Genomic DNA, 12,989 nt, shown 5'->3' on the forward strand with positions numbered 1-12,989 from the left:
CGGGGCGGTCCTTGGGCGGGCGGTGTTCAGTGGGAAAAGCGGGCGAGGTAGCGGATGTCGCGTCGATCCTCGCGGGCCGGGCGGGTGAGCAGGAAGCCGTCGCGTCCCAGGCGCACCGGCCGGGCGCCGCCCAGGCGGGTCGGGCGAACGTCGGCGGCGCGCAGGATCGGGCAGATCTCGTATTCGAACTGGCCGCCGGTGGCCAGCGAGAGGAGTTTGCCGAGGGCGGCGGCGCGGTCGCCGCTGGGCAGGAAGTCGAGGTAGCGGGGGCCGCTCAGTGGGCCGAGATGGATGCGCACGCGCAGGTTGCGTTGCCACACCCGCTCGCCGACGAGGCTGTCGATGCCGAGCCGCACGGCCCGCTGGCCGAGGCTGGCGCGCTGGGTGTCGGGAATGGGGTACCAGCGTCCGACGAACTGTTCGATCGCGACGGTTTCGCGAAAGTAGCCGTGCAGGGCGCGTCGGAGCGCTTCGGCCGAGACCGGGCGCTGGCGCAGCAGACCGGCCAGGCGGGCGATGGCTTCGTCGTCGATGGCGCCGGGCGTGGCCCGGAGACGTCCGCGCAGGGATTCGAAGCCGAGCCCGGCGAGGGCCAGCAGCAGCGGGGTGAAGCGGTTGCGGCGATCGAGCTCGTATTGCACCGGGAGCTGGTACTTCTTCCAGGCGCGATAGAAGTGGCCGACGGCGCGGTTGGTGAAGAGGTCGAGAAAGGCGCGCGCCTCGCCTTCCCGCGCGGGGGTGTCGCGCTGCGCCCGATGGCGGTCGCGCAGCTGGTTGTCGCGGGCGAGGATGCGCTCGGTGTAGTGCAGCGGAAGTGCGCCATGCGTGCCGAGCATGCCGATGAAGGCGGAGGTGATCTCGACCCGGTCCGGTTCGGCGGTGGGTTGTCCGCCGGCGTTGAGGCGGTAGCGGGTCGCCATGCCGTCCACCTGGCTGGGGGCGAAGCCCAGCCGCAGCGCGCTGCGAAAGCGGATGCGCTCGGAGACGGGATCGCCGCCCCGGTGGCGGAAAGCGAGCTCGTACAGGCGGACGAGCTGAAAGAAGGCGTAGCGCTGGGGGGCGGCCTGGGTGGCCTCGATCAGCCCAGGATCGAGTCGCCGCTGCGGGGTGCGCATCGGATCAGTTCCTCCCCGGTTCGGCTGGATACGACGACCAGCTGGGTGAAGCTGTTGAGCCCCACGTAGAGCCCGAGAAAGCGGTCGATGCAGCGGGTGAAGACGTCCAGCCCGCTGCCGGCGAAGCTGGATTCGTCGAGGGTCAGGCGGACTTCGAGGCCGCGCACGAAGCAGGCGAAGGGGCGCCCGGCCATCCAGAGGGTCTTGTCCTGCCGGTCGATGGCGAGCAGGCCCTCGATCTGGCGGCGGGTGGCGGCGGTGCGCGGCAGATCGTAGAGGGCAAGCATTTCCTTGAAGGCGCCGAGGCCGTTGCCGCTGAGGGACAGGTGATTGAGCGCGAGGTGGGAGATGAGCCGCCATTGGCCGTCGGCCCGGTGATCGAAGCGCAGCGGCGCGGTGGGTTTGCGGAGCAGGCGGATCGCACGCACGCTCGAGCCGCCCTCGAGGAAAAGGTCCCCCGACGGCGCGCCCACTGCCATGAACGTGGGTAGCGCGCGGTTGGTGCAGGTGAGCTGGAGGCTCAGCACGTCGGTTTTGGGCTGGACCGGATCGAAATCGGCATCCACCAGGGTCAGGGTGGTCTCGTAGCCGGGGCTGCTCTCGGCGATCAGTGGATCGCGCTGGGCGAACCAGTAGTGCCCGTCGTGCTCGGGGGTCTCGCCGTGCCGCAGCGAGAAGAACGGGCGGAATTCGGTGATCGATTCGCCGTGGGCGTCCTGCCGGATCCGCTGGACGGCGTCGATGGCGTAAATCTCGTAGGCGAAGGCCCGGCGTCCGTCGGCCACCACGGGGTAGGCCGCGCTGCGGTGGGAGACGCGGATCGGGTCGCCGCGCTGGGGGAACAGGTTGACCACCGGCACGCAGTCGAGGCGCAGGTTGGCGGGGCCCAGGGTCTGCAGCAGGCGGGCGGTGTCGCTATCGCCGCCGAGCCCGCCGAGGACGCAGTGCAGCCGGACTCCGGTGGCGTCCCCGAGGGCCGCCGGCAGGCGGTCGGGCCGGATGTCGAAGAAGTTGAATTTCTCGGGGAAGCAGAAATATTCGGTGAGATGCCGGTAAGCGTCGTGAGCGCTTTCCGGCATGTCGATCAGCGCTTCGTCAGCGGCGAAGCCCACTTCACCGAGCGCGTCGGGGGGCAGGGGGTGCCAGCGTCCGTCGCCGCCCTCGGCGTAGAGTTGGAGGCGGCGCAGGAACAGGGCGTCCCGTAGCGCGGATGCGACCGATGGTTCGGCGTGGATGTAGAAGCGCAGTGGCGCCAGAGTGCCAAATCCGCCGACCCGCTCGGTGCTGCGAAGCGTGAGGGCAAGCGAAACGATGGCGCTGCTGCCGACCGGCAGGCGGATTTCGGCGGGGGCCGTGGCGAGGGGGTCGAAGGCCAGGCTGGCGACGCTGACGGGCTGCAGCGTCAGCGCCCAGGCGGTTCGGAAGCGGCAGACCGCGCCCTTGATGGGGTGCGAATGCAGCGCGGTGCCACGGGGCAGCCGGGTCGCGCCGGGCATGTTTCCGGCGTGCTCGAACTGGGCAATCGAGCAGCACGGGAAGGGACGCAGGTAGTGGGGGTAGAGGACGTTGAGGAGCGCCTCGGTGAACTGCGGGTAACTGTCCTCGAGCTTCTTGCTCACCCGTGCGGTGAGTAGCGCGAAGGATTCGATCATCCGCTCCACGTGCGGGTCGTCGCAGCGCTCGCCAGAGAGCAGCAACTGGCCGGCGAGCGTCGGGTAGCGCGTGGCGAATTCACCGGCGTGACTGCGCAGGAAGGCCAGTTCGCGCTCGTAGTAGGGCAGCAGATCGTTCATTCGGACACCGAGGCGCGGCCGCGTGGCCGGCTGACCGAGTACTGCAGGCTGGTGGGTTGTAGCAAGGCGTCGAAGGCGACGGGCTCCTGGGCGGGATTGACGAACAGGACGGCGTTGATCGAAAAGAACAGGGCGTTGATGGCGTTGCGTTGCAGTTCGAGTTCGACCCGCACGTTGCGCAGGCGTGGTTCGTGAGCGGCGATAGCCTGCTCGATCGCGCGGCAGATGCGCTGGCGGTCGTGAACGTTGGCGAGGCTCATACCCGCGAAGTCGCACAGGCCGAAGCCGGCCACCGAGCGCCCGGCGAGGGGAAAATCCCGGGCCAGGTCGGCATCGAAGACGATCCGCGTGTTGAGCAGCGCTTCGAGGTCACGGGCGACGGAGTCCTTCAACTGCTCCAGACTCAGGCGGTGGCGCGTCGCGGCACGCGGCGGATCGTCGAACAGGGTATCGAACAGGGAGGGGGCGAAGCCCTTGAGCATGGTGCGTCGCAGGGCGGACACCGCCGCGAGGACGGTGCCGCCACGGCTGGTCAGGTGAGGTTAGGCGTGTTCTTGGCGAGGTTCCAGGCGCCCTGGATGTTGACCTTGCCGGACTTGCTGCCGTCGATGTTCAGCTCGTCGTAGGTCCACTTCACGGCCGAGTACTTGAGCGAGAAGGCTTCGCGGGGAATGCCTTCGGCATCCACCGACGGCGACACCGAGGCGACGATCACGTTCTTCAGCTCGATCTTCAGGTACTGGTGGCGGTTCTGGGTCGACGAGGGGTTGCCGGTGGTGTTCTTGCCGCCGAACGCGCGGTAGAAGTAGATGATCACGTCGTTCACGACGAGGCCGGACGAGCAGGCCTGGTACAGCTTGGGACTGGCGCCGTCGATGTCCTTGGTGAAGATCATTTCGCCATGCTCGACGCGTTCGGCGGTGTGGCCGCCGGCCGCGGAGGCGGTCGCCGACTTCGGCTGGCGCATGGTGTGGCTCCAGCTATAAACCTCGACGGTGTCCTTGTGCTTGGCATCGCGGGAGTCGCCCTTGATGTCGCTGCCTTTGAATTCGACGTAGATGTCCTTCATTTTTTACTTTCTCCTTGAATGCGGGATGCTGCTCAGCCCTTGCCTTGCGGTAGCTCGGCCACGAGGCGCAGGGAAACCGACAGCTCGTCGAGCTGGAAGTGGGGGCGGATGAACGACACTGCCCGATAGACGCCGGGGCGGCCCGGCACTTCACTGACCTCGATCGAGGCCTCGCGCAGGGGAAATTCGGCCTTCGTGTCCTGGGACGCCGCGTCGTCGGTGGTGACGAACTTGTCGATCCAGTTCTGCAGGTAGCTCTGGACGCCGGATGCGGTGGCGAAGCTGCCGATCTTTTCGCGCATCATCGCCTTCATGTAATGGGAGATCCGCGAGACGGCGAAGATGTACTGGAGTTGGGCGGACAGTGCGGCGTTGGCGTTGGCTGCGTCGGTGCTGTACTTCTTGGGCTTCTGGGCCGATTGGGCGCCGAAGAACGCGGCGTAGTCGGTGTGCTTGCAGTGCACCAGCGGTATGAAGCCGAGATCGCTGAGTTCCTTCTCGCGGCGATCGGTGATCGAGACTTCGGTCGGGCACTTGAGGGCCACTTCGCCGTCGTCGGTGCGGAAGGTGTGGGTCGGCAGATCCTCGACCAGGCCTCCCCCTTCGACGCCGCGGATCGCGGCGCACCAGCCGTATTTGTCGAAGGCATCGGTGAGGCGCGCCGCGAAGGCGAATGCCGCGTTGCACCACAGGTACTTGTCGTGATTGGTGCCGTCGACATCCTCGACGAAATTGAAGCCTTCGGTGGTTTCGCCGTCTTCGGGGTTGTAGGGCAGGCGCCCGAGGAAGCGCGGCAGGACCAGGCCGACGTAGCGCGCATCTTCCGATTCGCGGAAAGATTTCCACTTGGCGTACTCGACGGTGTCGAAGACTTTGGCCATGTCGAGCGGCTTGCCGAGCTCGGCATGGGATTGGAGGCCGAACAACTGGGGGGACGCAGCGGTGATGAACGGCGCGTGGGCGGCGGCGGCGATGTGCGACATCTGATCGATGAAGTACATGTCTTCCGGTTGGCGGCTCATCTCGAACTGCCCGATCAGTGCGCCGAAGGGGGCGCCACCGAAGGTGCCGAATTCTTCCTCGTAGACCTTTTTGAACAGCGCGCTCTGGTCGAAATCGATCGCCGACTTGAAGTCCTTGACCAGCTCGCGCTTGGTGGCGTTGAGGAGCTTGATCTTCAGGTGCGTGCCGCTGGCGGTCTGGCTGCACAGGTAGTGCAGGCCGGTCCAGGCGCTTTCCAGGGCCTGGAACTCCGGCGCGTGCATGACCTCGCTGAGCTGTTCGGAGATCAGCCGGTCCAGCTCGGCGACCCGGGCATCGATCGAGGCGGCGAGGCTTTCGGAAACCACCACTTCGCCCTCCAGGACCTGATTCACCAGTTCGCCGATGATGTCCTTCGCGCGGTCCTTCTCCTGGTCGGACTGGGCAACGCGGCTTTCCGCGACGATCCGGTCGAGCAGACCTGCATCCTGGTTGGTCGGGGATGCATCGACGACGGGTTGCAGTGCGCTCATTGGGGGGCTCCTTCGGTTTTTCCACCCAGCGCCTGGAGTGCCTCGGTGTTCGCCAGCACGTCGTTGAGGAGGTCTTCGAGCTTCTCGTTGCCCGCAAGCTTGTTACGCAGGTCGGCCAGCTTGGCGCGGGCTTCCTGCAGTTTTCGCAGGGGTTCGATCTGCTGGACCAGCGCCTCGGGCCGAAAATCGTCGAAACGTTCGAAGGTGAGATCGACGGCGAGCTCGCTGCCGTCGGGGCGGAGTCGGTTCGCGACGCGGTAGGCCGCCCGCGGTGCCAGGGCGCCCATGACGTCGTCGAAGTTGTCCATGCCCACATTGACGAACTTTCGATCTCGGACCTTGCCGAGCGCAGCCTGCGATTGCGCGGCGAAGTCGCCGACCACGCCGACGACGAACGGGAGTTCCTTCATCTCGGTCGCATCGCCGACCTGGACGTCGTAGGTCAGGTGGACGCGCGGGGCGCGCACCTTCTGCAGCTGCTTCTGAACGCTTTCCTTCTTTGCCATGTCGATCTCCGGAATGGGAAAACTGAAAGCCCCGAGGGCTTACTGCAAGGCCCCGAACGGGCCGCCCGCAGCGCCGCTCTGAGGCGACGGCGTCGTGTTGCCGCCTGCGGGCCGGCACGGGCGCTTTTTGCCGCAAGGCTGGCTGGCCGCGGCAGGCCGTGCGGCGGGGGCCGGGCCGGCGGCAGGCACCACGACCTTGTCGCCGACGATGTCGCGCAGGATCTTGACCAGTTCGACCGCGTCCTTCTGGGCGTCGCCCTTGAGGCCGGCTTCCTTGCGCAGGTCGCTCAGGGACTGCTGCGCGACGCGCAGGCCGGACGCGGCGCGAATTCCTTTGGCATCGCGGTCGGCGGGGTCGCGCTGCAGGACTTCTTCGGCCGAAAGGATGGCGCGCGAATACTCCTTCGCCTCGAAATGGATGCGCGCCTTGCGCGCCCACGGTTCCTTGCGGTCGGGGCTCTTCTTCGCGGTGTCATCGAGCACCTTGAGCGCGTCCTGTGGTTTTCCCTCCTTGATAAGCAGGTCCACCTGGGCGCTGGAGCGTTCCCATTCGTCCCCGAATTCGACGGGTTTGACCGAGTTTGCGGCGCATCCGGTGAGCATTCCCGAAGCACCCAGTAAGGCGACAATAATCAATTTTTTCATGATGTTATTTGCTTTTTCTGGCGGGCCGTAAAGCAATCGCGAACGGGTGGTGATGACGTCACGATTGCATCAAACTGAATGGCATAGTACATTTAACTGTATATATGCACAATGTAATTTTATGATTGACGTCGAGGGCAACTTTTGGCATAGGTGCGGATACGGTGTGGATGAGGCTGTGCGGCGGGCGTGTCGCGATGATTTTCCTGATGGTGGTCGGGCTTTCCGGGTGTGCGGCAATGTCAGCTGTCACGGCGGCGGGTAGCGCCGTCGACGCGATCATGAGCGTCGCCGGCGTCGGTAAGTCCGATGGGCTGGAGGCTCGGCGGGCGACCGAGGTGTCGCTCACTGTCGCAGCCGGCGAACACCTCAACACCACGCCGGACGGCAAGCCGCTGTCGCTGGTGTTGAAGGTCTATGCGCTGCGTGCGCCCGACCGGCTGCGAGCCCTCACGTACGCCCAGTTCTCAGCGCCGGGGGGCGACAAGGAGGCGTTGGGCGAGGATCTGATCTCGGTCAGGGAATTGATCGCTCTGCCCGGCAAGACCTACGTCCTGCCGCTGAAGCTGTCGGCAGACGCCACGACGATCGGCGTGGCGGGACTGTTTCGCGCTCCGTTCGCCGATCGCTGGAAGCTCGCGTTCGATCTCCGGAAATCGACCGAAGCCGGCATCGTCGTCGGTGCCCACGCCTGCGCCCTGACGGCTACCCAGGGCGCCCCGGTCGCCGGCAGTCCTGCACCGCCGGCCTCGCTGGTCGGGGTCCAATGCAACCGTTGATCACGTAAACCTCATGAACCACGCCAAACCGCTCTGGGGCGAAGGACTGTTCCTGCGCCCCCAGAATTTTCAGCAGCAGGACGCCCATCACGAAGCCTTGATCCGCCATGCCCAGCTCGCCGCCAACCCCTTCGCCTGGGGCGTTCGGGAACTGGTGCTCGATCAGGAGTCGCTGCGCAGCGGCATCCTCCGTTTCGAGCGGATCGATGCCGTCTTCGCCAATGGCGATACCTTCCTGGCGCCAGACGTCGACCAGCTGCCGCCGCCCTTTGCCCTGGCGGATGCAGTGGCGGAAGACGGTGCGACGGAGTTCTTTCTCGCCGTGCGGCAGCTTGGTCTCCACGGGCGCAATTGCACCGAGAGTCCCGCCGACGGCAGCGCGAGCCGCTATCTCGTGGTGGCCCGCGAAACGCCCGACCTGTTCTCCGACGCCGCGGACGCGGAAATCGCCAGTCTCAGCAAGCTCGGTGTGCTCAAGCCGGCCCACGAACCGCGGGAGCAGTTCCAGGCGCTGCCGCTGGCACGCATCCGTCGCACGCCCAGCAACGGCTTCGAGAGCGATCCCGCCTTCCTGCCGCCCGCGCTCAGTGTGCGCGGCGCCCCCGGGCTTTACCGCCTGCTGCGCAGCCAGATCGACGCGTTGCTGGCCAAGGTCGATGCGCTCTACGGCTTTCATCGCGAGCCCTCGAAGAACATCATCGAGTTCCGCTCCGGCGACATCGCGTCGTTCTGGCTGCTCCACACCGCCAGTTCCGCTTGCGCCGCGCTGACGCATTTTTTCCGCAATCCGGATCTCTCCCCCGAACGCTACTTCCAGGAGCTGTTGCGCCTTGCCGGCGGGCTGCTGACCTTCTCGAAGGGTTACGGCCTCGGTGATCTGCCCGCCTATGACCACGCCCAGCCCGGCCCCTGCTTTGCCCGGCTCGACCAGTTGATCCGCGAACTGCTCGACACCGTCATCTCGACGCGTTACTTCGCCATCGCCCTGACCCAGCCCAAGCCCGCGTTCTTCGCCGGTCGCCTGGAGTCGGACAAGATCGATGCCGGCACGGCGTTCTTCCTGTCGATTTCGGCGGCCAACCCCCAGTCCGAGATCGTCGAATCCGTTCCGATCCGTCTCAAGGTCGGTGCGCCGGACGACGTCGAGAAGCTCGTCCTGTCGGCCATGTCCGGCGTCCGCCTGCGCCATGCCGCGCAGGTGCCCGCGGCGATTCCGGTGCGTCCGGGTGCCTGCTACTTCGCGCTCGACGCCCACGGGCCGCTTTACGAACGGATGCTCAAGGCGCAGTCGGTGATGATCTACGCCCCCGAGAGCTACCAGGATCTCAAAGTCGAAATGATCGCGGTGACTTCATGACCCAAGCCCCCAGCCTGTTTGCCAGCTCTCCGGCCGTAGCGCCGGTCGATGAGGTCGTGCCCTCCGCCCCGGCGCACAACCTGGTCGACCTCCTCTACGACGGCTTTCACATGCTGATCCTGATGCGTAGCCGCAGCCTGCCACGGGACGCCGATACCTTTGCGGCCGCCATCCGGCAGTTCCTCGATCAGTTCGAGCGTGCCGCCCGCAAGCAGGATTTCTCGAACGAGGACATCTTCGACGCCAAGTACGCTTTCTGTGCCGCGGTGGATGAGGCGGTCCTCACCGCCCGCACCGACATTCGCGATGCCTGGGAACGGCGCCCGCTGCAACTCGTACTGTTCGGCGAGCAACTGGCCGGCGAGCACTTCTTCGACAAGCTCGAAATCGCCCGCAACGGCGGCGCCAGTCGGGTCAATGCCCTCGAAGTGTTCCAGATGTGCCTGCTCACCGGTTTCAGGGGGCGTTATCTGCTCGAAGGCCCCGAGAAGCTCAAATATCTCACTGCCCAGCTGGGCGAACAGATCGCCCACATCCGCGGCCGCGCAGCCGGGTTTGCGCCCCACTGGGCCGCGCCCGACCAGATCGTCAATGCCCTCCGGCGGGACGTGCCGGCGTGGATCATCGGTGCGGTTCTGGCGCTGCTCGGCCTTCTCGCCTATCTGGGGCTCGAATGGCATGCCGATCGAACCGTTGACGAGACCCTGGCGCCCTTCGCCAAAGTCGTTCAGCTCGCACCCCGCCCGCCGACCCTGACCCTGACGCTTCCCTGAGCTGCCGGCCTGCCGTCAGCACGACTCGAGTGCCACCGCAGAATCGATCGGGATCGGCCTGTAGGGCGATTTCGCCGAGGAGCGGGGTACCGAGCCAGACGATTACCGGCCGGAGCCGATCCCAGGGGGCTCAACCCGAACATGCAAGTCCGCGCCGATACATCGGCCGGGGCTACGACGCTGGAGAGGCTGAGGTTGATCCCTTCGGGATGCCGACGCTTAAACGTAACCGGCAATCAGCGAGCAAACCCCGCTGATCCCGATGAAGTCTTCCTCCTCGAACGTCACCGTTCGCTCGATCATTTGAGGTAGATGCGCGACGCCTTCGAGGCGTCCGGACGGCCGCTGCCGAGCGTCGTGGGCCGTACCTTGCAGTAAAACGACACCCGATTGCCGCGGGACGCAGTTCGCGCTTGCTTGGAGCCACGAAACCGAAGCAGTATTCGCCTTCCTGAACAGATACGTGGCGGCCGGCGATCCGGTTGCACCTGCTCCCCATGTCCGTCTCCAAATCATCTCTGGCGGCGCTCACGCTCGGCGCGCTCGGTGTCGTGTATGGCGATATCGGTACCAGTGTCCTTTACGCGGTCAAGGAGGTCTTCAACTCGGGGCATGTCGAGTTCACGCCCGACAACGTCTATGGCGTGCTCTCGATCTTCGTGTGGACGTTGACGATCATCGTCTCCCTCAAATACGTCACCCTGGTCCTGCGCGCCGACAACCACGGCGAAGGCGGTCTGGTGGCGATGCTGGCGCTGGCGTCGCAAGCCGTGAAGGAAAGGCCACGGCTGCGTAGCTGGATGTTGCTGGTGGGGATCTTCGGCACCTGCCTGTTCTACGGCGACGGGGTGATCACGCCGGCGATCTCGGTGCTCTCCGCGGTCGAAGGTCTCGAGGTGATGTCGCCGGCCTTCAAGAAGGCGGTGATTCCGCTCACGCTGATCATCCTGTTCGGTCTGTTCGCCGTGCAAAAGCATGGCACCGCGGGCATCGGCAAGTTTTTCGGGCCGGTGATGGTGCTGTGGTTCCTGTCGATCGCCACGCTGGGCGTCTCGCACATCGTGACCCACCCCGAAATCCTGCTGGCGATCAGCCCCCACCACGCGATCCTGTTCATGTGGCACTACCCGGGCATCTCCTTCATCATCCTCGGCGCGGTGGTGCTGTGCGTCACGGGCGGCGAGGCGCTCTACGCGGACATGGGGCACTTCGGCAAGAAGCCGATCCGCATCGCCTGGTTCTCGATCGCGATGCCCTCGCTGATCCTCAACTATTTCGGCCAGGGGGCCCTGCTGCTGGCCGAGCCGGAAGCGGTCAAGAACCCCTTCTTCAACCTCGCCCCCGACTGGGCGCTACTGCCCCTGGTGGGCCTCGCCACGATCGCCACCGTGATCGCCTCCCAGGCGCTCATCTCCGGTGCCTTCAGCGTCACCAAGCAGGTCATCCAGCTCGGCTACCTGCCGCGCCTGCAGATCCAGCACACCAGCGAGACCGACACCGGGCAGATCTACATTCCGCTGGTCAACTGGGGCCTGTTCGTCGCCATCGTGTTCGCCGTGGCGCTCTTCAAGACGTCCAGCAACCTCGCGGCGGCCTACGGCATCGCGGTGACCCTCGACATGCTGATCACCACCGTGCTGACCTTCTTCGTGGTGCGCTACGGCTGGGGGTATCCGTGGCTGCTGTGCGTGGGCGCGACGGGTTTCTTCTTCGTCATCGATCTGGCCTTTTTCAGCTCCAACCTGCTCAAGCTCACCGACGGCGGCTGGTTCCCGCTGTTGATCGGCGGCGCGGTCTTCGTGCTCATGACCACCTGGAAACGCGGGCGCGAGCTGCTCAACGAATCGATCACCAACCACGCCCTGGATCTGCGCATGTTCCTCGACTCGGTGCTCGGCAACCCGATCGCGCGGGTCGACGGCACCGCGGTGTTCATGTCGGCGCAGCCCGGTACCGTGCCCAACGCCCTGCTGCACAACCTCAAGCACAACAAGGTGATGCACCAGCACAACCTGTTCGTCACGGTGCGCAGCCACGAAGTCCCGTGGATCGAGGAAGCGCACCGCCTCGAAGCCGAGCCCCTCGGCAACGGCTGCTGGAAGCTGGTCGTCAATTACGGCTTCAAGGACGACCCCGACCTCCCGGGCGCGCTGTCGAAACTCGTCGACAAGGGCGTCTGTCTCGATCCGATGACCACCAGCTATTTCCTGTCGCGGGACATCGTTACGCCCACCATCGGCACTGGCATGGCGTTCTGGCGCGAGAAGCTGTTCTCCCAGATGCACCACAATGCCAGCTCCGCCGCCGAGTTCCTCAAGCTGCCGAACAACGCCGTCGTGGAGCTCGGCAGCAAGATCGAAATCTGACCGTGGCGCGTGCATTGATGCATCGCAATTTATCCGGAAAATAGATAAGCAATAGAGAAATTATTTGATTTATAGAACGTACGCCGCCGCTTAACATAAGGGCTTTTTAGCGTCGCGCAACGATCATGGCCGCCTTCAACAAAGAAACCGTCCTCTCCGTCCACCACTGGAACGACAGCCTGTTCACCTTTCGCACCACGCGCGACGCGGGCCTGCGATTCATCAACGGCCAGTTCGTGATGATCGGTCTCGAAGTGGACGGTCGGCCCTTGATGCGCGCCTACAGCATTGCCAGCGCCAACTACGAAGAGCACCTGGAATTCTTCAGCATCAAGGTGCAGGACGGCCCGCTCACCTCGCGCCTGCAGCACCTCAAGCCCGGCGACCAGTTGCTGGTCAGCAAGAAGCCCACCGGCACCCTCGTGCTGCGCGACCTGAAGCCCGGCAAGCGCCTGTTCATGTTCGCCACCGGCACCGGCCTCGCCCCCTTCATGAGCCTGATCCACGACCCCGAAACCTACGAGCGTTTCGACAAGATCATCCTCATCCACGGCGTGCGCTGGACCAATGAGCTGGCCTACCACGACTACATCGAGGAAGACCTCAAGGAACACGAATACCTGGGCGAGCTGATCCGCGAGAAGCTGGTCTACTACCCCACCGTGACCCGCGAGCCTTTCCGCAACGAAGGCCGTCAGACCGACCTGATCCTGTCGGGCAAGCTGTTCGAGGACCTCGGCGAGCCGCCCCTCGACCCGGCCACCGATCGCGGCATGATCTGCGGCAGCCCGGCCATGCTGAAGGAACTCTCCACGATGCTCGACGGCTTCGGTTTCAAGATTTCGCCGCACATCGGCGAGGCCGGCGATTACGTGATCGAACGCGCCTTCGTCGAACAATAAAACCCGTCCGGAGAACGACAATGAAAATCCTGGTACCCGTTAAACGCGTGGTCGACTACAACGTGAAGGTCCGCGTGAAGAGCGACGGTTCGGGCGTGGACATCGCCAACGTCAAGATGTCGATGAACCCCTTCGACGAGATCGCGGTGGAAGAAGCGGTGCGCCTGAAG

At 65.2% G+C, this 12,989-nt stretch carries 12 protein-coding genes and 1 pseudogene; 6 read left to right on the forward strand and 7 right to left on the reverse strand.

The window, feature by feature from the left end; all coding sequences use genetic code 11:
* Positions 1-26: 26 nt before the first annotated feature.
* Genes tssG through ACE3P2_RS13255 form a run of 7 tightly spaced genes read right to left on the reverse strand, consistent with a single transcriptional unit; the run spans position 27 to position 6,642 of the window.
* On the reverse strand, positions 27-1,115 hold the full coding sequence (tssG, locus tag ACE3P2_RS13225) for a type VI secretion system baseplate subunit TssG (protein WP_374265185.1): 1,089 nt from the start codon (positions 1,113-1,115) through the stop codon (positions 27-29).
* Entirely contained in the window at positions 1,079-2,908 is a 1,830-nt protein-coding gene (gene tssF / locus ACE3P2_RS13230) for a type VI secretion system baseplate subunit TssF (RefSeq protein WP_374265187.1), read from the reverse strand. The genes tssG and tssF overlap by 37 nt, the downstream gene beginning before the upstream one ends.
* Positions 2,905-3,411, reverse strand: a complete 507-nt coding sequence (tssE, locus tag ACE3P2_RS13235) for a type VI secretion system baseplate subunit TssE (protein WP_374265189.1) — start codon at positions 3,409-3,411, stop codon at positions 2,905-2,907. The genes tssF and tssE overlap by 4 nt, the downstream gene beginning before the upstream one ends.
* Before the next feature lie 29 nt (positions 3,412-3,440).
* Positions 3,441-3,977, reverse strand: coding sequence for an Hcp family type VI secretion system effector (locus ACE3P2_RS13240; protein ID WP_374265191.1), 537 nt, complete (start codon positions 3,975-3,977; stop codon positions 3,441-3,443).
* Between the two features lie 32 nt (positions 3,978-4,009).
* Positions 4,010-5,491: a type VI secretion system contractile sheath large subunit gene (gene tssC, locus ACE3P2_RS13245; RefSeq protein WP_374265193.1), complete on the reverse strand. Its 1,482-nt coding sequence runs from the start codon at positions 5,489-5,491 to the stop codon at positions 4,010-4,012.
* The gene (gene tssB / locus ACE3P2_RS13250; RefSeq protein ID WP_374265195.1) at positions 5,488-5,997 is read right to left on the reverse strand and encodes a type VI secretion system contractile sheath small subunit; all 510 of its coding nucleotides are present in this window, start codon (positions 5,995-5,997) and stop codon (positions 5,488-5,490) included. Before tssB ends, tssC begins: the two co-directional genes overlap by 4 nt.
* A gap of 39 nt (positions 5,998-6,036) precedes the next feature.
* Positions 6,037-6,642 carry a tetratricopeptide repeat protein gene (locus tag ACE3P2_RS13255; RefSeq protein ID WP_374265197.1) on the reverse strand — a complete coding sequence of 202 codons (606 nt, stop codon included), beginning with the start codon at positions 6,640-6,642 and terminating at the stop codon, positions 6,037-6,039.
* Between the two features lie 197 nt (positions 6,643-6,839).
* Between ACE3P2_RS13255 and tssJ the strand changes: the two genes are divergently transcribed.
* From tssJ to ACE3P2_RS13285, 6 genes and pseudogenes are all read left to right on the forward strand, one after another.
* Positions 6,840-7,421 (forward strand): type VI secretion system lipoprotein TssJ, encoded by a 582-nt coding sequence (tssJ, locus tag ACE3P2_RS13260; protein ID WP_374265200.1) that lies wholly within the window; start codon positions 6,840-6,842, stop codon positions 7,419-7,421.
* Positions 7,422-7,434: 13 nt separating this feature from the next.
* The gene (tssK, locus tag ACE3P2_RS13265) at positions 7,435-8,778 is read left to right on the forward strand and encodes a type VI secretion system baseplate subunit TssK (RefSeq protein ID WP_374265202.1); all 1,344 of its coding nucleotides are present in this window, start codon (positions 7,435-7,437) and stop codon (positions 8,776-8,778) included.
* Positions 8,775-9,551 carry a DotU family type IV/VI secretion system protein gene (locus ACE3P2_RS13270; RefSeq protein WP_374265204.1) on the forward strand — a complete coding sequence of 259 codons (777 nt, stop codon included), beginning with the start codon at positions 8,775-8,777 and terminating at the stop codon, positions 9,549-9,551. Before tssK ends, ACE3P2_RS13270 begins: the two co-directional genes overlap by 4 nt.
* Positions 9,552-10,048: 497 nt before the next feature.
* Positions 10,049-11,917: a potassium transporter Kup gene (locus ACE3P2_RS13275; RefSeq protein ID WP_374265206.1), complete on the forward strand. Its 1,869-nt coding sequence runs from the start codon at positions 10,049-10,051 to the stop codon at positions 11,915-11,917.
* A 125-nt stretch (positions 11,918-12,042) separates the two neighbouring features.
* Positions 12,043-12,819, forward strand: coding sequence for a ferredoxin--NADP reductase (locus ACE3P2_RS13280; RefSeq protein ID WP_374265208.1), 777 nt, complete (start codon positions 12,043-12,045; stop codon positions 12,817-12,819).
* A 20-nt stretch (positions 12,820-12,839) separates the two neighbouring features.
* Positions 12,840-12,989, forward strand: a pseudogene (locus tag ACE3P2_RS13285) (electron transfer flavoprotein subunit beta/FixA family protein); the annotation flags it as partial.

It is taken from the genome of Zoogloea sp., assembly GCF_041911615.1.
Lineage (GTDB): Bacteria > Pseudomonadota > Gammaproteobacteria > Burkholderiales > Rhodocyclaceae > Zoogloea.